Here is a 22283-nt window from a genome sequence, read left to right on the forward strand (position 1 = left end):
CAGTCTGCCCACCAGCCCAAGCCTTCGATCGGCATCAGTGCACATCCACGAAGATCGGGTTGGTGTAGAGCCAGGTGTCCAGCCACGGGTCACCGTCGTTCGGCACGTGCTGGATCGGGCCGGCCGGGTCGATGCGCCGGCCCAGGTACCCGACGCCGTGCCGGCGTCCGTCGCTGCCGCGGACGCGCACGTAGTGCGACCGCTCAGCACGCCCCAACGGGATCGTCAGCTCGTACGTCCCGCTCTTGCGGTGTACGTCGACCTGCTCGACCACTCTGGTGTCGGGAGCCTTCCAGCTGTCCCGCTCGGCCGGACCGGTGACGATGCCGCGGATGACGTCCACATGCGCCAGCCGCGGGAGGAGGCCGTGGAAGTTCGGTCGGGTCGCGCTGGTCACCTTGACCCGCAGCTCGAGCCGCTCGTGCCGCCGTACCCGCAGCCGACCGCCCAGCGTGACACCGCGCTGCCGAGAGCCCGCAGGGGCCAGCCGGACCTCGATGCCGTCGACCAGCTGGCCATGGTCGACCCAGACCCGGCCGGCCCGCAGCGCGGCCATCACGTCGAGGTAGCCGTACTTGGTGACGCCGACGTGCGTCCGGCTGAACTGACCCGGCCAGAAATCGCTACCAGCCTGCGGGGTGTCGGTGTTGGTCGGTGAGGGCTTCCAGCCGAGGCTGTCGAAGTTCTGACCGGGCGGGAAGACGCCGTCCGTCCAGGTGTCCCAGATCGTCCGGTGGTTGTCGCTGTTGGTCGTGATCGAGAACAGGCGACCCTCGGCCAGCATGCTGTCCCACAGGCCGCCGACGGTCGCAGTGGCCCAGTCGAAGCCGCCGTACGTCCGGTAGGCGTCAGCGGGGTAGCCGGCCCAGCTGCCCGTGCCAGGGTTGTTCACGTACTCACCGCGCTGAGCGTTCTTCACACCGCGATAGGCGACCCAGTCCGGCGAGGCGTCGCCCTGCGAGCCCGGTGCGCCCTCCATCCCGATGCAGACGCCGGTGTCGCGCCAGCCGCGCAGCTCGTGCGGCGCGTCGATGCCGAGCCGCAGCGGGTGGTTGGCGAGGACCAGGACGTCGTCGATGAAGCCGCTGCGCTTCTGCGCGGCCAGCCACTGCAGACCCTTGATGGCGTGCTGCTCGTTCTCCGGGGTGTCCGCGGAGCGGTTCGTCAGCTTGCCGTCGTACGCGCGCTCGAACTGCTGGAGCAGGGACACGTTGTTCGGGCCGGGCGCCACCAGGACAGTGCCGTGCTCGGCGGCCGGGATGTACCACTCCAGGCCCTGGAAGATCAGCATCCGCGGATTCTCGGCCCGGGCCTTCACGACCTCGGCGTTCTCGGCGACGGCGCCCTTGTCGGCGTGGCCGAAGTTGCTGTGCTCGGTGAACGCCATCCAGTCCAGGCCGAACTGCGCGCCGCGCTGGGCCAGCTGGCTGAAGTCGTACTTCGCGTCGTGGCTGTACCGGCTGTGCACATGGTGATCGCCGACCAGGTAGACGAGCTCGGGATCACTCCCGCCCGTGGACGACGTACTGGTCGCCGCGGCGGCCTCGGTCGCACCGGCCGCGCTGACCGCGAATCCCGCGCCGAGCAGACCCGCGCCGCGGATCAGGTTCCGCCGGGACACCCCCTGCGGATCGAGGGTCGCTTCGCCGACGTCAGGATCCGCCCACTCCGGTAGCTGCATGGGCGCCACCCTGCAGGTCCGGACAAACGCGCGTCAAGGCTGCGGGTGGCCCGCAGATGAACGATCGGCGTACTCACCTTCGAGGAGTGAGTAGAGCACCGAATCCCGCCAGGCGCCGTTGGTGAAGACGTGGTCCCGCAGGTGACCCTCGTAACTGAAGCCGAGCCGCTTGACGGTGGTGATCGAGGCCTCGTTCTCCGGGCCGATCGCGGCGGTCACCCGGTGCAGACCGAGCTCGCCGAAGGCGAAACCGAGGATCAGCCGGGTGGCCTCGGTGGCGTAGCCGTGTTTCCAGTGGTCGGCGGCGATCGCGCAGCCGAGTTTGCCGTTGCGGTGCACCCCGGGCGCGACCCGCGCGAACCCGATCACACGGTCGTCGTCCCGGCGGGCGACGGCGAGCATGTAGTCGGGGCGGTCCGCCCGGGCCGAGCGCTCGATGATGCCGTTCAGCGTCTCGATGGCCTTGGCCCGGTCGTAACTGTCGAACGCCATCCAGTCGGTGACGCGGTCGTCACCGAAGATGGCCAGGTAGTCGTCGAGATCGGTCGCGCGGAACTCCCGCAACACGATCCGCTCACTGCTGATCGGCTCCATGGGGCGATTGTGGGGCGGAGCCGGGTCAGCGGGCGAGCGTCTGGACCGGTGTCCTGGTGAAGGTCTCGATCTCTTCCTGCAGCTCGCGGGCGTCACTCGCGTGCCCGGAGGCGCGGAGCGCGTTGTGGACCCGGCGGGCCGAGTGCACGACGCCGTTGATCCGGCGCTCGGTCGGCAGGTCGAGGACCGGAGCGATCGCGTCGGCCGCGCCGTCCAGCTCACCGCTGGCGATCCGGCTGATCGCCATCGCGGCCTGGCTGCCGGCGGCGTCGCCGAAGGCCCACTCCGGGTGGTTGGGGTCGTTGTAGGCGTCGACGGCCTGCCGCGAGTACTGCTCGGCCTGCTCGGCCTCGCCCGGCAACCAGGCCAGCGCGTCGGCCGCGTAGTACAGCTGCCGGTTCCGGCCGAAGGTGCAGAGACCGCCCATCTCGTCCAGGTCGTCGTGGCGAACCGTGTTCCAGGCCTCTTCGGCGCGCTCGAGCGCGGCCCGGGTGGCCTCCGGGTTGCCCAGCGCGGCCCACGCCCGGGCCTCGCTGACCGGGAGCCAGACGCTGGTCGTGCTGTTCGCCTGCTCGGCGTACCCGGCGCCGAGCTGCGCGTAGCGGACCGAGTCGTGCGGGTTGCCGGCCCAGTAGGAGACCAGCGACTGCAGACCGCGGACCCAGGCGCGCAGACCGTGGTGGTCGGCGTTGTCGGCGCAGAGGAACGCCGTCCGGGCCTGGGTGAGGGCGGCGTGCGGGTTACCGAGGTCGTGCGAGGCCTTGGCGAGCAGGCCGCCGGTCACCCCGCCGAGGAAGTAGAGCTGCCGCAGGTGCTCCGGGCGCTGCCGGCTCTCCAGCAGGGCGAACACCAGGTCCTGGGTCTCGACCAGCTGGCCGAGGATCTCCGGGAGTGGGCGCTGAGGGTACGCCTTCGCGACGTGGCGAACGTCGTCGTACACCTGTTCCATGGCCTCGCTTCCGAGACCGGACTGGGCCGCAAGGGCAAATGCCCTCGCTCGGCTGGCAGCCATGTCGAGAACCTCCATCTCAGTACCTGTCGTGATCCGTCCACTCGCGGCAGGGGCCGGCACCACCTGCTGGCCCCCCGTGTACTGCGGGGCCGGCTGCTCGGGGACGTACGGCGCGAGGAGCTCCTCGACCGGCTTTCCGAACATGCGTTGCAGGGTGCGCCGGGTCTGTGGAGTGGTGCCTGCCCGCTCGCCCGATGCGAGACGCCGCAGGTGCCGCTCGGTGATGGTTCCACCCAGCTCGACGAACTCGGCGACGATCTCGGAGTAGGTCTGGTTCCGGCGCTGGATCAAGTGCGCCAGGACCGTCTTAGGCGCCAACCTCGCCGCCATCGTTCCTCCCGTTCACGTCAGAACAGACGTTGTCTCGACTCATGCCCCACGACAAGGTGCTGTCCCCCAGATGTCCGCCAGAGGTCCTCGAGAGGTCCGGCAAAGGTCCTCTTCAGGTCCTAGAGCGGTCACGTTGGGCTCGTGCACCATTACTGCCATGACAACCAGTAAGTCCAACTGGTTGCAAGGGCTCAGAGTTACGGGGTGAGTGGCAGTGACCATCGCGGAAATCACGTCGAGACAGCACCGAAGGCGAGTTCGGGTCTGGTTCGGCGAGCACGTGATCGCTCAGTACGTCGCGGAGGCGCCGCTGGCGGCCCGCTACGAGCAGGCGATGCGCCGCCGTTTCGCCGGTCTGAAAGTCACCAACGACCTGCTCGGCCCGCTCGACAGCACCGACTGAAACACCCATTTGATGTCCGGGTCCTCCTCAGACCCGGTTCGCTGCACCCTGGGGGCTCCTCACGCTCAGGGTTCGGCTTCTGTGAAGGTCCGGCGCACTCCTCAGCACCGGACGAAACCACAGGTGTGGTCCGGGGCACTCCTCAGCCCCGGACCACACCGCCCAACAGCCCGGCTGGGCTTGGCGGTTGAGTCCCTGTATCGCCGCCGCCCAGCCGTTCCAACCACCACCTCCTGGCCGACACCTCGGGCCAGGGCCGGGGCCGAGTGTCCTGGGCGGTAGGACACCACCGGTGGTTCCTGACACCTCACCAGGAACCACCCCCTGAGGTGGTCGGCTCCGCTGTGTGACCGCCGCGCCTGGGCGGTCACACAGCGGAGCCACTCTCATGTCCGGGCCAGATAGACCGCGAACGGCGCTTCCGGCTGGACGCCGAGGACGCCGGCGATCCAGCCCTCCGCCGTGATCTCACCGGCGAACGCCATTCCGAGCCGCTCCATCACCGCGCGGGAGGCCTGGTTGTGACGCTCGGTGAAAGCGATCACCGAGCGTGCGCCCAGCGTCTCGAACGCGAACTCCAGCCCCGCTCGACCGATCTCGGTCGCCAGCCCGCGCCCCCGCGCCGACTCGACCAGCGCCCAGCCGAGTTCCAGCCGGTCGACGCTCCACTCGGGGCCCGCCAGCGCTTCGATGGCCGTGGTCACGGTCGAGCCCGCCGGCAACCGCGAGAGCCCTCCCCGACCGGCGAGCTCGCCGGTGGACCGCTCGTACGCGATCCACTTGCTCGCGCCGTCACGTTCCCAGGCCGCACCCAGCTCGGCCGCCCGCTCCGCGGCCACCTCACCCGACCAGGCGCCGCCGTACCACTGCGCCACCCACGGATCGGCGAACAGGCGGACGAGGTCCGGTCCATGTCCGGTCAGGACCGGACCAGGTCCGGTGATCGGCTCCAGCCGGAGCCGGTCGGTCATCCGGGTCCGGACGGCGGACGCCACGACGTCCCGCAGCCGTCGGTCGCCGTCCGTCCGGCCGACCATCAGCAGTTCCAGCTCGTCGGGACCGACCCAGGCGGACCTGTCGTGTTTCCCGACCTCCAACCGCGGCTGGTCCAGGTCGCCGTCCACAGTCACCAGGTAGTCGAGCTCGCGCCGAACCCGTCCGTCGTGCTCCCACTCCCAGTCGGCCACCGTCGCCAAGATCTCCCGGACGGTCCACCCCGTCTCCTCCGCGACCTCCCGCCGCAACGCCTCCTCCGCCGTCTCCCCCGGTTCAAGATGCCCGCCGACGACGTCCCACAGCCCGGGGAACAGCCGGCGGTCCGGTGACCGGCGATGTACATAGATCCGGCCGTACCGGTCTTGGATCAGGGCTCCGACACAGTCCACAGCACGCATGTGACGCAACTTAGCCCGGCCGGCTGGCAGAGTGCCCGCATGCGGAACAGACCATTTGTCGCCGGGCTTGCGGCGGCGCAGGGACGGTGGGGGACGGCGGCGGCCGTCACGTTCATGGTCACGTTGCTGGTCGCAGCGGTTGGCGGGCGCTGGTTCGTCAAGGATGTGGTCGGGTGGGTCGGTGGGCAGGTTGGGCATGACGAGCTGACGTTGCGGTTGCTGGGGTGGGCCTGGGTCGGGGTACCGATGCTGGTGATCTCGGCGCTGCTCCGGTTCGGTGAGCGCGTGCCGCCGTCCGTACACAAGGTCGTCGGGGCGACGGCGCTGGCGATCGGGGCGTCGTCGGCGATGCTGAGGACCGGTCACCGGGGCCCCTCCGAGGAGCAGATCTTCGGGGAGGTGTGGGCCGACGCACTGCCGCTCGGGTACGGGTGGGGCGCAGCGGTCGGCACCGTCCTGACGATGTTCGGCGTCGTGCTGATCGTGTACCTGATCGCGGGCAAGGTCGCAGGCAGCCCGCTTCCGCCGCGGCCTCGGGCGCTGATCGGCAAGGCGTTGTGGCCGGTGTGGATCGTGCTCGTCGGGCTGGGGATCTGGCTGGCGGTGGCTGGGCCGCTGCCGGGTTAGGCCGGTTGCTTGAGGCGGTTCGGCATGAAGAGGACGGCGACGACCAGGAGGACGGCGGCGCCGGCGGCTCCGACGAAGACGGCGTGGACGGCGGGAGCCAGGACGGTGCCGGGGACGTTCTCGAGGTCGGCGTGTGCTCCGCCGAGGCGGGCGGCGATCTCGCCGTTGGCGACTGCACCGAAGGCGGCGACGCCGACTGCGCTGCCGACCGAGCGGGCGAACATGTTGGCGCCGGTGACGACGCCGCGGTGCTGCCAGTCGACCGAGGACTGCGCGGCGACGACTGCCGGGGCCGACGAGAAGCCGAGGCCGACGCCGATCACGAAGCAGGCAGCCGCGAGGTGCCAGACGGTGCTGTGCAGACCGACCGTCCAGAGGACGGCGGAGCCGAGGACGACGAACGCCGTACCGATCAGCATCGTCGAGCGGAACCCGAGCCGCAGGTAGATCCGCCCGGACAGGGACGCCGAGATCGGCCACCCGATCGTCATCGCGGCCAGCGCGAAGCCGGCGACCAGGGCCGACGTCCCGAGCACGCCCTGGGCGAAGACCGGCACATACGTCGACAGGCCCATCATCAGCAGCCCGATCAGGAACGCCGTCGCGTTGGCCGCGTTCAGCACCCGGCGACTCAGCACCCACGGCGGCAGGATCGGCTCCGCGGCCCGGCGCTCGACGAACGCGAACGCCACGATCAGCAGCACCGCCACGGTCAGGATCGCGATACTCGTCGGCGAGTCCCAGGCCCACATCACGCCGCCCTCGAGCAGGCCGAGCAGCAGCAGCGAGCCGCCGACCGCGAGCAGCACGGCCCCGGCGTAGTCGATCCGGTGTCTGGTCTTTTCGATCACCTGCTCCTGGAAGCGCCGCCGCAGCACGATCGCCGCGGCGACCCCGAGCGGGACGTTGACGAAGAAGATCCACCGCCAGGAGATGTAGTCGGAGAAGACGCCGCCGAGTGTCGGCCCGACGAACGACGAGATCCCCCAGACGCTGGCCAGGTAGCCCTGCACCTTGGCCCGCTCGGCGACCGTGTAGATATCGCCGATGATCGTCATCCCGATCGGCTGGATCGCCCCCGCCCCGAGCCCCTGGATCAGCCGGAACGCGATCAGCGACGGCATACTCCAGGCGAACCCGCAGAGCACCGAGCCGACCACGAACAACGTGACCCCGAACAGGATCATCGGCTTGCGGCCGCGCAGATCGGCCAGCTTGCCGTAGATCGGCACCGAGACGGCCTGCGCCAGCAGATAGATCGAGAACAGCCAGGGGAACTGCGTGAACCCGCCGAGGTCCTCGACGACCGATGGTACGGCGGTCGCCAGGATGGTCGCGTCCAGCGCGACCAGCCCGGTGCTCAACATCACCGCGAGCAGGACCGGGCCCCGCTCCGACCGCAGCCCGACACCGGTGGGATCGATCCGCTCAGCAGTCATGACAAAGGTCAACTTACGTGATCGTTGAACAACTCCGGCAGCCCGATCCACGAGCCGGAACGCGCCCGGACCGCTACGCTCCGGGGCGTGAGGATCCCCGAGGGGTTGCTGCGGGCTGTCGTGCTCGTGGTGACGGTGTCGCTGACGTTGGTCTTGTTGCCGATCGCGATCAATGTGGGGACCGGAGGGACGGCGCCGGGGTTCCTGGCGCCCTATGTCGGGTGGACCTGGCCGGTGATCGGGGTGCTCTGGCTGGTGGCGATCGGCGCCGGGCTGGGCGAGGTGCGGAGTCGACGGCGGCCGGCGATCTCCAGCCGGTCGGCCGATCAGCCGCGGAACCGGCCCAACGCGTTGACACGGGTCGATGCCTATCTGAATCAGCGGGTCGCGGTGTCGCTGGCCGCGCGGACTCGGGTGGCGCTCGCGCTGGATCGGCGTCCGGAGGAGGTTGTTCGGCCGTACGACCTGACTGTGCAGCCGATCGACAGCGCGCCGCTGGAGCTGCCGGACGACGCCGACATCGCGGTGGTGTTCGACTCGCTGCAGGAGGCGATGCTGATCCTGGGCGCGCCCGGCGCCGGGAAGACGACGCTGCTGACCAGGCTCGCGCGGGCGCTGACGGCGCGGGCTCAGGCCGATCCGAGTCAACCGATTCCGGTGCTGCTCGACCTGAGCAGCTGGGGCGGCGCGGTGTCGCGGAATCCGGAGGACCACCCGCGGGACAGCCCGCTGCTGGCTGGGTTCGTGCACTGGCTGCTGACCGAGCTGGACGCGCGGTACGGCATTCCGCCCGCGGTCGGCCGGATCTGGTTGTTGCGCGGTGACCTCGCCCTGTTGCTCGACGGGCTGGACGAGATCGACGCCAACCACCGGGAGAAGTTCGCCGGAGTGCTGCACGACCTGCGGGTCAACTACCGAGTCGTCCAGCTCGCAGTCACCTGCCGCACGCACGACTACGACCAGCTCACCAACAAGCTCACGCTGAACGGCGCCGTCCACATCAGACCGCTCAGCAGACAACAGGTCCTCGACTACTTCGCCGCCGTCGGACCCGAGCTGGACGGCGCCCGCGCAGCGATCGAGCAGGACGAGGAGCTCTGGGACCTCGTCACCTCGCCGCTGATGCTGAACGTGCTGCTCCTCGCCTACCAGGACCGTGCGCCCGAGGAGCTGGCCGGCACCGACGTCCGCCGCGATCTCTTCGACACGTTCATCGTCGAAGTGCTGGCCCGCCGTCGTCCGAACAGTCGCCAGTACGACGCGCGCACCGCCGTCCGCGCGCTCCGGACCCTCGCCAGCCGGACGGCGGAGCGGCTGGGCGCACAGGTCGTGGTGCCACGCTGGCCCAACTCAGACGGCCGGGATGGACTGCTTCAGCCGGACGTCGTCTACCTCCTCCATGCGATCTGCCTGCCCGCGCTGCTCACTGGACTGGTTGCTGGTTCGACGGTCGTGCTGGCGGCGCAGTACGGCGTCCTGACCGGGCTGGCCGTTGCGGTGCCAGCCGTGCTGTTGGCCTGCCGCTGGCCGTTTGCCGGTGGGGTGGCGGCTCGCCTCGACCGGCGGCAGCTCCTGGCCCTCGTTCTGTGCGCAGTCGCCGGCACTGCGGTCAGCGTCGTCCTGTTCACCGCGTTCACGGGCCTGATCGAGCTGCTCCCGACCGCAGTCGGATTCGCGACCGGGTTGGAGATCGGTCTGCTGGCCGGATGGTGCATCCGGGTCCTGACCCGCTTGCCGACGTTCTGGCAGGCGATTGCGGGCAGCGGGTCACGCTGGCGGCTGGCACCGTGGGCCGGTGCTGGCGGTGCAGTCGGTCTGCTCCTCGCCGTACTACTCGGTGCCGGCTTCGCACCGACCGAGCTGACCGTCCTACCGGGTCTGCTGATCGGCTTCTTCGCCATGGGCGTGATGCGACGCACGGCGCTCCACGCCGGACCGGTCTACCGCGTCCTGTACGACGTACTGCTCTGCTGGGCCGGCTACCTCCCCTGGCGCCGCGGCGCCTTCCTCCGGTACGCCGCCGACCGCTTCGTCCTCGCCCGCACCGCCCCCGGCGAGTACGCCTTCATCCACCTGCTGGTCCGCGACTACCTGGCCGACTGCGACCCAGAGGAACTGGCGGTGAAGATCACTCGTCGACAGGCCCGCTGAGCAGAACGCGATCGAGGATGCGGCTCCACTGCCGGACGATGCCGCGCCGGCGCGCGCTGTCGTCCGAGAGCAGCCCAGCGAGGCCCAGACCGCGTGCCATGTCCAGTACGCCTTGGACAGTCTCCCGAACGCCCGGCGTCCGCTCCGAAACATCCAGTACGTCGAGGAGCGCGCGGTGCGCCTGCCGACCGACGTGGGTTTCCAGCCGGACGATCTGCTCGCGCAAGCTGTCCTCGGTCGACGCAGCGACCCAGAGGTGCAGGGCGGCCCGGAAGAGCGGCCCGGTGTAGACCTCCGCGAGCATGCCGACGATGGCCTCCGTACGGCCCGGTCCGCTCGGCAGCCGCCCAGCCTGCGCACGGATCTCGGCCAGCCGGACCTCCGTCATGTACTCGACGGCGGCCGCGAACAGGTCGGCCCGGGTCGGGAAGTGGTGCTGCGCGGCTCCCCGTGACACTCCGGCCCGTGCCGCGACCACACTGACCGTGGTCGCGGCGTACCCGACCTCGGCCAGTGACTCGACCGCGGCTTCGAGCAGCCGCTGCCGAGTCGCCCGGCTCCGGTCCTGTTGCGGCTCCCGCAGGAGGGCATCACTCACGAGCGGCCTCGCGAGCTCGCAGCTCACGCCGCAGGATCTTCCCGGACGCCGCCTTCGGCACCGCCTCGATGAACTCCACCTGCCGCACCTTCTTGTACGGCGCCACCCGCGCCGCCACGTACTCCAGGACGTCGGCCTCCGTCAGCCCTGACCCCGGAGTCGGCACCACGAACGCCTTCGGCACCTCGTTGCCCTCCTCCTGGACGCCGATCACCGCCGCGTCCGCGATCCGCGGATCCGTCAGCAGGACAGCCTCCAGCTCCGCCGGCGGCACCTGATACCCGTGGTACTTGATCAGCTCCTTGACCCGATCCACGACGTACAGGTAGCCGCGCTCATCGACCCGCCCGAGGTCCCCGGTGTGCAACCAGCCGTCGGCGTCCACGGTCGCGTCGGTCTCTGCGGGCCGGCCCAGGTAGCCCTTCATCACCTGCGGTCCCCGGATCCACACCTCGCCGACCTCGCCGTCCGGCACATCGTTGCCATCGGCGCCAACTATCCGCTGCTCGGTCGACGGGAACAACAATCCGACCGCGCCGGCCGGCGGGTTCGGCTCGTCCTGCGGGACGGCGTGCGTCCCCGGCGACAGCTCCGTCATCCCGTAGCACTGCAGGACCGACGTCAGCCCGAGGCGCTTCGCGCACGCGTCGCCCAGCTCCGCATCCAGCGGCGCCGCGGCCGACGTCAGATACTTCAACGCCGACAGGTCCACGCCGTCCACCGCCGGGTGTTTCGCCAGCGCCAGCACGATCGGCGGCGCCACGAACGCCCGCGTGATCTTCTGCTCGTCGAGCACGGTCAAGAACTGCTGCAGGTCGAACTTCGGCAGGACGACGACCGTCGCGCCGAACCGGAACGGCAGGTTCATCAACACCGACTGCCCGTAGATGTGGAAGAACGGCAGGATCGCGATGATCCGCTCGCCCGCACCCATCGAGAACGTCGCCTCCGCCTGCGCGAGGTTGGTCGCGATGTTCCGGTGCGTCAGCATCACGCCCTTGGCCGCGCCGGTCGTCCCGCTCGAATACGGCAGGACGGCGACATCGGACGCCGGGTCGATCATCACCGTCGGCTCGGGCGCGGTCGACGCGACCAGCTCCAGCACCGAGCGGTACCCCTCGGCCTGATCACAGACGAAGATCTCGGTGACGTCGGTCCCCTCGACCGCGGCCGTCGCGACCGGCAGGAACAGCGAGATCGTCACCAGCAGCTTGGCCTTGGAGTCGAGCAGCTGTTTGTGCAGTTCGTCCGCGGTGTAGAGCGCGTTGACCGTGGTCACGGTCGCGCCCGCGCGGGTGGCGCCGTAGAAGACGACCGGGTAGAGGATCGTGTTCGGGCTGTAGAGCGCAATCACGTCACCCTTGCGGATGCCGAGCTCGGCCAGCCCGGCCGCGACCCGCCGGGTCATCCCGTCCAGCTGCGCGTAGCTGAGCTCGCGCCCGCTGACGCCGTCCACGAGCGCGGGCCGATCGCCGAACTCCTGGGCGCGGCCGAGCACGGCCTCGTGCAGCGGCAGATCGAGGATCTCGACGGGCGGGAACTGGCTGGTGATGATCATCGGGGGCGGCCTTTCAGTAGGACTTGGGCAGACCAAGGCTGTGCTGGGCGACGAAGTTGAGGATCATCTCGCGGCTGACCGGCGCGATCCGGATCGCCCGCGCGGCGACCGAGAGCGCGGCGACGCCGTACTCCTTGGTCATCCCGTTCCCGCCGAGTGACTGGACGGCCTGGTCGGTGGCCCGGACGGCGACCTCGCCGGCGGCGTACTTGGCCATGTTCGCGGCCTCGCCCGCGCCGAGGTCGTCGCCGGCGTCGTACAGCGCGGCCGCCTTCTGCATCATCAACCGGGCCAGCTCGAGCTCGATCTTGACCTGGGCCAGCGGGTGCGCGATGCCTTGATGCGCGCCGATCGGGGTCTTCCAGACCTGACGCTCCTTGACGTAGGCGAGGGCCTTGCCGAGCGCGTGCCGGGCGATGCCGAGCGCGAACGCCGACGCCATGATCCGCTCCGGGTTCAGCCCGGCGAAGAGCTGCATCAGCGCGGCGTCCTCGGCGCCGACCAACGCCTCGCGCGGCAGCTGGACGTCGTCCAGGAAGAGGGTGAACTGCTTGTCGGGGCTGATCAGATCCATCTCGATCTGCTGGAACTCGACCCCGGGCGCATCGGTCGGGACGACGAACAGCGCGGGTTTGAGTTTGCCGGTCCGGGCGTCCTCGGTGCGACCGACGACCAGCACGGCCTGCGCGACGTCCAGGCCGGAGATGTAGACCTTCCGCCCGGTCAGCGACCAGCCGTCCTCGGTCCGCCGGGCCGTCGTGGTGATGTTGTGCGAGTTCGATCCGGCGTCCGGCTCGGTGATCGCGAACGCCATCGTCGTCGACCCGTCGGCCAGCCCCGGCAGCCAGCGCTGCTTCTGCTCACCGGTCCCGAACCGGGCGATCACCGTGCCGACGATCGACGACGAGACGACCATCATCAGCAGCGGGCAGCCGGCCGCGCCGAGCTCCTCCAGCACGATCGACAGATCGCCCATCCCGCCGCCGCCCCCGCCGTACTCCTCCGGCAGGTTGACGCCGAGATACCCGAGCTTGCCGGCCTCGAGCCACAGCTCGGTCGTGTTCCCGCCGCTCCGCGCCTGCTCGTCGAACCAGGCGTACCCGTACTTCTTCCCCAGTTCGCCAACGGCCTTCCGTAGCGCCTGACGCTCCTCGGACTCGACAAAGCTCATGCTTCCTCCCCAACGACCGCCAGTACGGCGCCGACCTCGACCTGTTGACCCGCCTCGACTTTCAGCGCCTCGACCACTCCGTCGGCCGGCGCCGCGATCACGTGTTCCATCTTCATCGCCTCGACCCACAGCAGCGGCTGCCCTTGTTTCACGGCATCTCCCACCGCAACGCCCACCCGAATCACCGTCCCCGGCATCGGCGCCACCAGCGACCCCGCCGCCATCCGCGTCGACGGATCCACGAACCGCGGCACCGGCACCAGACTGATCGGCCCCACACAGACGAGCCCGTCGTACGCCGCCACCTCGAACACCCGCCGGACGCCGTCCACCTCCAGCACCACCCGGTCGGGTGAACTCGCCAGCAACCGGACGTCGCCGTCCACCACCAGCCCGTCCCTGGTCAGCCGATACTCGACGTCGTACGTCGTCTCGCCGACCCGGTAGCTCTTCCGCTGCGGCTGCGACGCCAGATTCCGCCACCCGCTGGGCAACCCGTTCCGCCGTCCAGCCGCATCGGCAAGCGCCGCCGCCAACGCGGCCAGCCGCACCGCGCCCTCATCAGCCGGCGCGCCCACCCCATGCGTCTCGAAGAACGCCGTATCCGTCTCCCCCGCAAGGAACGCCGGATGCCGCAGCACCCAAGCCAGCAACTCCCGATTGGTCCCCACCCCGTGAATCGCGGCCCGCTCCAGAACCCCAGCCAACCGCCGAGCCACCCCCGCCCGATCGGTGCCGTAAGCAATCACCTTCGCCAACATCGCGTCGTAATAAGCCGAAACCACCGACCCACCCTCAACCCCCGAGTCGATGCGCAACCCGCTACGCGGAAACTTTGTGGCTCCAGGAGACGCAAAGTTTCCGTCGAAGGCCACCCGATGGAGCAGCCCCGTCTGGGGTTGCCAATCGTTCTGCGGGTCCTCGGCGTAGAGGCGGACCTCGATCGCGTGACCGACAGTCGGCGGCGGCTCCGGCGGGAGACGCTCACCAGCGGCGACGGCGAACTGCAGCTCGACCAGATCCAGCCCGGTCGTCTCCTCGGTCACCGGATGCTCGACCTGCAGCCGCGTGTTCATCTCCAGGAAGTAGAACTGGCCCGACTCGTCGGCGAGGAACTCGACCGTCCCCGCACCCACGTAGTTGATCGCCGCAGCCGCCTTACGAGCAGCGTCGAACAACAACGGCCGCATCGCCGGAATCCGCTCGACCAACGGCGACGGCGCTTCTTCGACCACCTTCTGATGCCGCCGCTGGATCGAGCACTCCCGCTCGCCAACAGCCCAGATCGTCCCGTGCTGATCAGCCATGATCTGCACCTCGATGTGCCGGCCAGCGGCCAAGTACCGCTCGCAGAACACCGTCCCATCGCCGAACGCCGACAACGCCTCAGCGGAAGCAGCGTCGATCTCAGCCGCCAGATCCTCCAGCCGCGAGACCACGCGCATCCCGCGCCCACCACCACCCGCCGACGCCTTCACCAACACCGGCAGGTCAGCAGCCGACACCTCAGCCGGCGTCAGCTCAGCAAGAACCGGTACCCCAGCCGCCGCCATCAGCTTCTTCGCCTCGATCTTCGACCCCATCGACGAGATCGCATCCACCGGCGGCCCGATCCACGTCAGCCCGGCATCCACCACCGCCCGCGCGAACCCCGCGTTCTCCGACAAGAACCCATACCCCGGATGGACGGCGTCCGCCCCCGCCCGCAGCGCCGCCGCCACAATCAGCTCACCCCGCAGATACGTGTCACCAGGCGCATTCCCCGGCAGCAGCACCGCCGCATCCGCCTCATCCACGAACGGCGCCTCGGCGTCCGCAGTCGAATAAACAGCCACCGTCGACAACCCGAGCGAACGCGCAGTCCGGAAAACCCGACGAGCGATCTCACCCCGATTGGCCACCAACACCGAAGAGAACATGCGGCTCACATCCTGAAGACGCCGAAGGACGAGGTGCCTTCGACTGGGGCGGAGTGGATGGCGGAGAGGCAGATGCCGAGGACGGTGCGGGTGTCGCGGGGGTCGATGACGCCGTCGTCATAGAGGCGGCCGGAGAGGAAGGTGGGGAGGGACTCGGCTTCGATCTGGCCCTCGACGTAGGCGCGCATCTTGGCGTCGCCGTCCTCGTCGTACGGCATGCCTTTGGCGGACGCCGCCGCGCGGGCGACGATCGAGAGGACGCCGGCCAGTTGTTGGGGGCCCATCACCGCGGATTTGGCCGACGGCCAGGCGAACAGGAAGCGCGGGTCGAAGGCGCGGCCGCACATCCCGTAGTGGCCGGCGCCGTAGGAGGCGCCCATCAGGATCGACACGTGCGGCACCTTGGAGTTGGCGACCGCGTTGATCATCTGCGCGCCGTGCTTGATGATGCCGCCCTGCTCGTACTCCTGCCCGACCATGTATCCGGTCGTGTTGTGCAGGAAGATCAACGGCGTGTTCGACCGGTTCGCGAGCTGGATGAACTGCGCCGCCTTCTGCGACTCCTCGCTGAACAGCACGCCCCGCGCATTGGCGAGAATCCCCACCGGGTACCCGTGCACCGAGGCCCATCCGGTCGCCAGCGACGACCCGTACAGCGGCTTGAACTCGTCGAACACCGACCCGTCCACCACGCGCTCGATGACGTCCCGCGGGTCGAACGGCACCTTCAGATCCCCCGGGACGATGTCCAGCAGCTCGTCCGCGTCGTACCGGGGTTCCGCGTACGCCGGAGCGGGCGCCGGGCCCGCCTTTCGCCAGTTCAGCCGGGAGACGATCTGCCGGCCGAGCCGGATCGCGTCCTGCTCGTCGACGGCGAAGTAGTCCGCGAGACCCGACTTCCGGGCGTGCATCGATGCTCCGCCGAGGGATTCGTCGTCGGCGTCCTCACCGGTCGCCATCTTCACCAGCGGCGGCCCGGCCAGGAACACCTTGGCGCCGCCGTCGACCATCACCACGTAGTCGCTCATCCCGGGGATGTACGCGCCGCCCGCGGTCGAGTTGCCGAAGACCAGCGCGATCGTCGGGATCCCTTCGGCCGACAACCGGGTCAGGTTGCGGAACATCGCCCCGCCGGGGATGAAGATCTCCTTCTGCGTCGGCAGATCCGCGCCGCCGGACTCGACCAGGCTGATCACCGGCAGCCGGTTCGCGCGGGCGATCTCGTCCGAGCGCAACGCCTTCCGCAGGGTCCACGGGTTGCTCGCGCCGCCCTTGACGGTCGGGTCGTTCGCCGTGATCAGGCACTCGACGCCCTCGACGACGCCGATCCCGGTGACCAGGCTCGCGCCGACGGTGAAGTCCGAGCCCCAGCCCGCCAGTGGCGACAACTCCAGGAACGCCGAGTCCGGATCGATCAGCAGCTCGATCCGCTCCCGCGCCAGCAGCTTGCCGCGCTGGTGGTGCCGGGCGACGTACTTCTCCCCGCCCCCGGCCAGCGCCTTGGCGTGCTCGACGTCGAGAGCGGCGAGCTTCTCCAGCATCGCCTCGCGGTTGGTCACGGGGCCTCCTGGCCTGGACTGAGGAGTGGAGGGAGCGAAGCGACTGGAGCGACGAGGGAAGGACTGGAGTCACAGCCCCGCGACCCGCCGCGCGGAGCGTGGCATTCAACAGAGCTCATGCTGTGTATCCCAGTCGTTTGGCGGCCAGGGTGGTCAGGATCTCGGTCGTGCCCCCGCCGATCGCGAGGATCTTCTGGTCGCGGTACTGGCGCTCGACCTCGGCCTCGCGCATGTACCCGATCCCGCCGTGCAGCTGAAGCGCTTGGTCGCACACCCACTGCCCGGCCTCGACGGCGGTGTTCTTGGCGAAGCACACCTCCGCGATCACGTCCTCGCCGCGTTCGGCCCGGTCCGCGATCGCGTGCACGTAGACCCGCGCGACGTCGATCCGGCGGGCCATCTCGGTGAGCGTGTGCTGGACGGTCTGCCGCGAGATCAGCGGCCGGCCGAACGTCTCCCGGTCGCGGCACCACTCGACGGTCAGATCGAGCGCGCGCTGCGCCCCGGCGTACGCCTGGACGGCGAGTGTCAGCCGCTCGGCGACGAAGTTCACCGCGAGCTGGACGAACCCGGAGCCGGCCGCGCCGACCAGATTGCCGACCGGGACGCGGACGTCGGTGAACGACAGCTCAGCCGTGTCGGAGCACAGCCAGCCCATCTTCTCCAGCTTGCGGGACACCTCGAAACCGGGTGTGTCCTTCTCGATCACGAGCAGGCTGATCCCGTGCGCACCCGGCCCATCGGTGCGGACGGCGGTGGTCACGAAGTCGGCCCGGACGCCGGAGGTGATGAATGTCTTGGCGCCGTTCACCACGAACTCGTCGCCGTCCCGACGGGCCGTCGTCCGCAGACTCGCGACATCCGAACCACCGCCGGGTTCGGTGATCGCGAGCGCGCCGATCAGCTCGCCGTCCAGGGTCGGGCGAACCCATCGGTCGATCTGCTCTTGATTGCCAGCGGCGACGATATGTGGGACGGCGATCCCGCAGGTCAGCAGCGACGCGACCAGGCCGCCGGAGCCGCCGGCGTAGTGCATCTCCTCGACCACCGCGAGCGCGTCGCGGAGCGATCCGCCGCCACCGCCGACCGCCTCCGGGAAGGCGACGCCGAGCAGGCCGAGCTCGCCGGCCTTCTGGTGCAGCTCCCGCGGCAGCAGGCCGTCGCGCTCCCACTGGTCCAGGTTCGGGAGCACTTCGGCCGCCATGAACCGCCGGACGGACGCCGCGAACGCCGTCACAGCAACATCTCCGGAATGTCGACATAGCGAGATCGCAGCCATTCGCCGACGGCCTTCGCCTGCGGATCGAAGCGGGCCTGGGCCGCGACGCCCTCGCCGAGCAGACCTTCGACGACGAAGTTCACCGCCCAGAGGTTGGGCAGCAGGTACCGCGTGACGGTCAGCTCGCGGGTCTCCGGCAGGAGCTCCTGGAAGAGCTCGACCGTGAGCGTGTGCGCGAGCCAGCGCCAGGCCTTCTCGTCGCGGACCCAGACGCCGACGTTCGCGTCGCCGCCCTTGTCACCGGAGCGCGCGCCCGCGATCCGGCCGAGCGGGACCTCGCGCGTCCGCGGCCGACCGGTCGACGCCAGGGACGGCAGCGGGATCGGGAGCCCGGCGTCCTCGGCCGGTGTCAGCGCCTGCGTCTCGGCGGCGGGTTCGATGATCGAGCGCGACCCGTCGGCGTGGACGACGACGTGCTCGACGTCGTGGATGTCGACGTACCCGGCCCGGAACACTCCGTACGGCGAACCGTCGCCGGGCGGCGCGACCGCGTGGAAGCCGGGGTAGCTGGACAGCGCCAGCTCGACCGCCGCGCTGGAGAACCCGCGCCCGACGACCTTCGGGTCCGGATCCTTCACCGCGCACCGCAGGTAGACGCTGGCCTCCTCCTCGGACTCCGCGTTCGGCTTCTCCGTCCAGGCGAGCGTCCAGGTCAGCTCGGCCGGGCGCTTGACCAGCGCCCGCTCGAGCTGCGCCTTCACCAGCTCGGCCTTCTCCTCCAGCTGCAAACCGGTCAACACGAACGTGACCTCGTTGCGGAAGCCGCCGATGCTGTTCAGCGAGACCTTGTACGTCGGCGGCGGCGCCTCACCGCGGACGCCGGAGATCCGCACCCGGTCCGGGCCGTCGTCCGCGAGCTCGATCGTGTCGAGCCTGGTCGTCACGTCCGGACCGGCGTACCGGGCGCCGCTGATCTCGTAGAGCAGCTGGGCCTTGACCGTGTCGATCGTGACCGCGCCGCCGGTGTTGTCGTGTTTGGTGATCACGCTGCTGCCGTCGGCGTGGATCTCCGCGATCGGGAACCCGGGCCGGCCGAGATCGCGGATCTCGCCGAAGAACGCGTAGTTCCCACCCGTCGCCTGGCATCCGCACTCGATCACGTGCCCGGCGGCGACCGCGCCCGCCAACTCGTCGTACTGCGTCCGCTTCCAGCCGTGATGCGCCGCCGCGGGCCCGACGATCACCGAGGCATCGGTCACCCGCCCGGTCACCACCACATCGGCCCCGGCCTGCAACGCCTCCGCGATCCCCCAGGCGCCGAGATACGCGTTCGCCGTCAGCGGCGTCCCCAGCTCGAGCTCCGCGGCCCGCGCCAGGATGTCGTCACCCGCGACGTACGCGATCTTCGGCTGCAACCCGAGCCGCTCCGCCAGCTCCCCGATCGCGGTCGCGAGCCCCGCGGGGTTGAGCCCGCCCGCGTTGCTGACGATCTTCACGCCGCGATCGAGCGCCTCCCCCAACCCGGTCTCGAGCTGCTTGAGGAACGTCCGCGCGTACCCGAGTGACGGATCCTTCAACCGATCCCGCCCGAGAATCAGCATGGTCAGCTCGGCCAGGTAATCCCCGGTCAGCACATCGAGCGGACCACCGGTCAGCATCTCGTGCGCCGCACTGAACCGGTCCCCGTAGAACCCGGAGGCGTTACCGATCCGGATCGGCGCGGTCATGCGAACTGTCCGGGGGTGCGGCCTTTGCCGGGGAGGCCTGCGAACGCTTGGGCGATGTTCAGCCAGTCGTCGGCGTCCGCGCCGTGCGCGACTACGGCGAGGTCGGCTCGGTGGCGGCGTTGGGTGGCCAGCAGGCAGAAGTCCAGCGCTGGGCCGGTCACGCGTTGGGGTGCGTCCTCCGGGCCCCAGGCCCACACGTCGCCGTCGGGGCCGGTGAGCTCGACGCGGACGTCGACGTCCGGCGCGGTTCGGCCGTGCAGGAGGTAGGCGAAGGCGCGTGTGCGGACGGCGAGGTGGGCCACGTGGCGGAGGCGATTGCTGGCGGGACGGCGGACGCCGAGGGCGTCGGCGACGTCCTGGCCGTGCGCCCAGGTCTCCATCAGGCGCGCGGTCGCCATCGAGGTCGCGCTCATCGGCGGGCCGAACCACGGGAGTTTCGCGCCGGCCGGGACCGCGCCGAGCGCCGTCCGGAGCTCCTCGCGGGTCTCTCTCCAGTAGACCAGCAGCTGATCCGGCGGCAGCGCGGCGCTCTCGGCAGCAGCATCGTCGACGTACCCGGTCGGGTTGGCCGAACCGCGCTGGAGCAGCGCCGCGAAACCGTCGGGATCGGACGCCGCCAGCCGCGCGGCCTCGTCGGTCCAGGCGAGGTGGCCGATCTGGTGCGCGATCGTCCAGCCTTCGGCGGGCGTCGGCGTCCGCCAGTCGTCCGCGGCCAGCCCGCCGACCAGCCGGTCGAGCTCGGCGCTCTCGGCCCACACATCCGCCAGCACTTCGTCCACTTGCACGCGGCACTCCCAGGGGGTGGAGATCGTGCCACCGAGAGTGGCACGGTCGGCAAAAAGAATCAAGCGTGCTTGTTTTGCTCAGGTGGTCTACACCGGTTCGGTTCGGTGCTGATGGAAAGGGTTTCGATGTGCAAGGGTCCGGTGTTGCCTTGGCCTATGCATGGTTCGCTGCCGGGGAAGGCCGCCGAGATCCGGGCGTTGTTGCTGAGTCTGATCGACACGCTGCCGGAGGGCGCCGCGCTGCCTCCGGAGCGGGAGCTGGCCGTGCGCTGGAACGTCGCCCGGATGACGCTGCGCCGGGCGGTCGACGAGCTGGTCATCGAGGAGCTGCTGATCCGGCGGCACGGGAGCGGGACGTACACGACCCGGCCCAAGGTCGCGCGCTGGCTGGGGATGATCGGCTTCTCCGAGGACATCCGCCGGCGCGGGATGCGGCCGGGCAGCCAGATGCTCGAGTTCCGCCACCAGAAAGCCGAGCGCGCGGCCGCCCGCCGGCTGCGGATCCCGGTCGGCGACCCGATCATCGCGTTCACCCGCCTGCGGCTGGCCGACGACCTGCCGATGGTCGTCGAGCGGACGACGCTGCCCGCGTCGTACGTCCCCGGTCTCGAGGCCGACGACCTCAACGGCTCCCTCTACGACCTGCTCACCCACCGCTACGGCATCGACGTCGTCAGCGGCACCTCCCGCCTCGAACCCGTCATGCCCGACGCCAAGACCGCCGCCTGGCTGGACATCCCCACCACCCAGCCCTGCCTGGCCACCCACGGCATTTCCTTCGACAGCCGCGACCGCGTCTTCGAGTACACCTCAGCCCTCTACCGCGGCGACCGCTACGCCTTCACCACCGAACTCCGCATGACCCAAACCCCCCGAGCCCGAGCCAACAGCTTCTAGTTCACCCGGTACTGGACGAAGGCGGCGCTTCGGTTCGGCCCAGCAATTGCTTGTGGGCGTGGTCGGTGGCGGTGGCGATGGCGCCGACGAGGGAGGCGCGGTGGGCCAGGGTGGAGCGAAGGATGTTGATCGGGACGGGGAGTGTCGCCGCGAGGGCCGCGACGCGGGTGGCGAGGAGTTCGTTGTCGCCGATACCGCCGGTGAGGATGACGGTCTCGGGGTCGACGACGGCGCTCAGCGCGGTGACGATCTCGTGGATCCGCAGGCACTCGTCCTCGACCAGGGACAGCGCGCGGTCGTCGCCGGCGCGGGCCCGATCGAACAGGTCCTGAACGTCGCGCAGCGCCGGGTCGAGGGCGCGGGCTTCGCGAAGAAGCGCTAGACCACCGGCTTCGTCCGGCTCGGCCGGCGTACCCCGCCGGGCGCGCGCCGTCGGCAGGAAGCCCACCTCACCGGCCGCGCCGTGCGCACCCCGCAGCAGGACGCCGTTGTGCATGATCCCCGCGCCGACCCCCGCGCCGATCGCGATCACCGCGAACGTCGACAGCTCCGCCCCGGCCCCGTGCCGGTGCTCACCGATCGCGGCCAGGTTCACGTTGTTCTCCAGCAGCACCGGCCCGTCGATCGCGGCCGCCAACTGCGAGTACAGGTCGTACGGCGTCTCCTGCCCCAGGTTCCACGCGTACCGCACCGTGCGCTCATCCACCGCACCCGGCGTCGAAACCCCAGCCGCCAGCAACGGCACCTCTGCCCGCCCGGCCGCAGCCCGCGCCTCCGTCAGCAGCTCAACCGCCTGCCGGACGACGCTCTCCGCGCCCTGAGCCTGCGTCGGCCGAGTCAACTCCGCCAGCGGCGTACCACTTACGTCACAAATCGCGACGCGCAGATTGCTGCCGCCGATGTCGATCCCGGCCACGCATCCGGCGCCGACCGGGACGTCGTACAGCGTCGCCGTCCGCCCCGGGAGGCCGCTCCGCTGCCCCAGCGACTCGACCAGCCCAAGTGCCTCCAGCCGCTCCACGGCGGCGAAAACCGTGGGTCGGGACAGCCCGCAGGCAACGGCCAGCTCGGAGCGGGTCTGCGGCCCGGGCTGGGTCAACAGCCGGTCCAAGACCGCGCGGGCGCTCGGCATCGGCGTCGCGGCACGGTTCATAGCTCACCTTCGCAGAGTTCTTGACTCCCTCGTCGGCCCTGATAATACTGCCCGTATGTTAGGAAA

18 protein-coding genes are annotated in these 22283 nt (G+C 70.1%); 4 read left to right on the top strand and 14 right to left on the bottom strand.

The features are described from left to right. Positions 1 to 34: 34 nt before the first annotated feature. From ACZ6ZD_RS08990 to ACZ6ZD_RS09000, 3 genes are read right to left on the bottom strand one after another with little or no spacing between them, the layout of a single operon-like run. Positions 35 to 1681, bottom strand: coding sequence for a PHP domain-containing protein (locus ACZ6ZD_RS08990; RefSeq protein ID WP_465669931.1), 1647 nt, complete (start codon positions 1679 to 1681; stop codon positions 35 to 37). Between the two features lie 33 nt (positions 1682 to 1714). After that, the gene (locus ACZ6ZD_RS08995) at positions 1715 to 2275 is read right to left on the bottom strand and encodes a GNAT family N-acetyltransferase (protein ID WP_465669933.1); all 561 of its coding nucleotides are present in this window, start codon (positions 2273 to 2275) and stop codon (positions 1715 to 1717) included. A 25-nt stretch (positions 2276 to 2300) separates the two neighbouring features. Next, complete coding sequence (locus ACZ6ZD_RS09000; RefSeq protein ID WP_465669935.1) at positions 2301 to 3617, bottom strand: XRE family transcriptional regulator; 1317 nt, start codon at positions 3615 to 3617, stop codon at positions 2301 to 2303. A gap of 214 nt (positions 3618 to 3831) precedes the next feature. Between ACZ6ZD_RS09000 and ACZ6ZD_RS09005 the strand changes: the two genes are divergently transcribed. Continuing rightward, positions 3832 to 4020: a hypothetical protein gene (locus ACZ6ZD_RS09005; RefSeq protein WP_465672708.1), complete on the top strand. Its 189-nt coding sequence runs from the start codon at positions 3832 to 3834 to the stop codon at positions 4018 to 4020. 386 nt (positions 4021 to 4406) lie between these two features. Here the strand turns inward: ACZ6ZD_RS09005 and ACZ6ZD_RS09010 are convergent, their stop codons facing one another. Continuing rightward, positions 4407 to 5414 carry a GNAT family N-acetyltransferase gene (locus ACZ6ZD_RS09010; RefSeq protein WP_465669937.1) on the bottom strand — a complete coding sequence of 336 codons (1008 nt, stop codon included), beginning with the start codon at positions 5412 to 5414 and terminating at the stop codon, positions 4407 to 4409. A gap of 39 nt (positions 5415 to 5453) precedes the next feature. Between ACZ6ZD_RS09010 and ACZ6ZD_RS09015 the strand changes: the two genes are divergently transcribed. Next, positions 5454 to 6041 (top strand): hypothetical protein, encoded by a 588-nt coding sequence (locus ACZ6ZD_RS09015; RefSeq protein ID WP_465669939.1) that lies wholly within the window; start codon positions 5454 to 5456, stop codon positions 6039 to 6041. On the opposite strand, the gene ACZ6ZD_RS09020 is transcribed toward ACZ6ZD_RS09015, so the two are convergent. Further along, positions 6038 to 7480: an MDR family MFS transporter gene (locus ACZ6ZD_RS09020; RefSeq protein WP_465669941.1), complete on the bottom strand. Its 1443-nt coding sequence runs from the start codon at positions 7478 to 7480 to the stop codon at positions 6038 to 6040. The two genes, ACZ6ZD_RS09015 and ACZ6ZD_RS09020, sit on opposite strands and share 4 nt — an antisense overlap. Before the next feature lie 87 nt (positions 7481 to 7567). On the opposite strand from ACZ6ZD_RS09020, the gene ACZ6ZD_RS09025 reads away from it, so the two are divergent. Continuing rightward, on the top strand, positions 7568 to 9631 hold the full coding sequence (locus tag ACZ6ZD_RS09025; protein ID WP_465669943.1) for an NACHT domain-containing protein: 2064 nt from the start codon (positions 7568 to 7570) through the stop codon (positions 9629 to 9631). Here ACZ6ZD_RS09025 and ACZ6ZD_RS09030 read toward each other — a convergent pair. The 8 genes from ACZ6ZD_RS09030 to ACZ6ZD_RS09065 all read right to left on the bottom strand — a co-directional run bounded on the left by ACZ6ZD_RS09030 (position 9609) and on the right by ACZ6ZD_RS09065 (position 20167). Further along, positions 9609 to 10229 carry a TetR/AcrR family transcriptional regulator gene (locus ACZ6ZD_RS09030; RefSeq protein WP_465669945.1) on the bottom strand — a complete coding sequence of 207 codons (621 nt, stop codon included), beginning with the start codon at positions 10227 to 10229 and terminating at the stop codon, positions 9609 to 9611. The two genes, ACZ6ZD_RS09025 and ACZ6ZD_RS09030, sit on opposite strands and share 23 nt — an antisense overlap. Then, on the bottom strand, positions 10222 to 11787 hold the full coding sequence (locus ACZ6ZD_RS09035; protein WP_465669946.1) for a 4-coumarate--CoA ligase family protein: 1566 nt from the start codon (positions 11785 to 11787) through the stop codon (positions 10222 to 10224). The genes ACZ6ZD_RS09030 and ACZ6ZD_RS09035 overlap by 8 nt, the downstream gene beginning before the upstream one ends. A 13-nt stretch (positions 11788 to 11800) precedes the next feature. Further along, the gene (locus ACZ6ZD_RS09040) at positions 11801 to 12958 is read right to left on the bottom strand and encodes an acyl-CoA dehydrogenase family protein (protein WP_465669947.1); all 1158 of its coding nucleotides are present in this window, start codon (positions 12956 to 12958) and stop codon (positions 11801 to 11803) included. Next, the gene (locus ACZ6ZD_RS09045; RefSeq protein ID WP_465669949.1) at positions 12955 to 14877 is read right to left on the bottom strand and encodes an acetyl/propionyl/methylcrotonyl-CoA carboxylase subunit alpha; all 1923 of its coding nucleotides are present in this window, start codon (positions 14875 to 14877) and stop codon (positions 12955 to 12957) included. Before ACZ6ZD_RS09045 ends, ACZ6ZD_RS09040 begins: the two co-directional genes overlap by 4 nt. A 5-nt stretch (positions 14878 to 14882) precedes the next feature. Next, positions 14883 to 16418 (bottom strand): acyl-CoA carboxylase subunit beta, encoded by a 1536-nt coding sequence (locus tag ACZ6ZD_RS09050; RefSeq protein WP_465672650.1) that lies wholly within the window; start codon positions 16416 to 16418, stop codon positions 14883 to 14885. A 133-nt stretch (positions 16419 to 16551) separates the two neighbouring features. Beyond that, complete coding sequence (locus ACZ6ZD_RS09055) at positions 16552 to 17673, bottom strand: acyl-CoA dehydrogenase family protein (RefSeq protein WP_465669951.1); 1122 nt, start codon at positions 17671 to 17673, stop codon at positions 16552 to 16554. Next, positions 17670 to 19382: an acyclic terpene utilization AtuA family protein gene (locus ACZ6ZD_RS09060; RefSeq protein ID WP_465669953.1), complete on the bottom strand. Its 1713-nt coding sequence runs from the start codon at positions 19380 to 19382 to the stop codon at positions 17670 to 17672. Before ACZ6ZD_RS09060 ends, ACZ6ZD_RS09055 begins: the two co-directional genes overlap by 4 nt. After that, positions 19379 to 20167, bottom strand: coding sequence for a TIGR03084 family metal-binding protein (locus ACZ6ZD_RS09065; RefSeq protein WP_465669954.1), 789 nt, complete (start codon positions 20165 to 20167; stop codon positions 19379 to 19381). The genes ACZ6ZD_RS09060 and ACZ6ZD_RS09065 overlap by 4 nt, the downstream gene beginning before the upstream one ends. Positions 20168 to 20323: 156 nt before the next feature. Here ACZ6ZD_RS09065 and ACZ6ZD_RS09070 point away from each other — a divergent pair, with 156 nt between their 5' ends. Continuing rightward, complete coding sequence (locus ACZ6ZD_RS09070; RefSeq protein ID WP_465669956.1) at positions 20324 to 21064, top strand: GntR family transcriptional regulator; 741 nt, start codon at positions 20324 to 20326, stop codon at positions 21062 to 21064. Position 21065: 1 nt separating this feature from the next. Here ACZ6ZD_RS09070 and ACZ6ZD_RS09075 read toward each other — a convergent pair whose 3' ends face one another. Then, a complete protein-coding gene (locus ACZ6ZD_RS09075; protein WP_465669958.1) occupies positions 21066 to 22217 on the bottom strand; it encodes an ROK family protein in 1152 nt (383 codons plus the stop codon). Positions 22218 to 22283: the final 66 nt, after the last annotated feature.

The sequence above is a fragment of the Kribbella sp. NPDC104218 genome, from assembly GCF_055584105.1.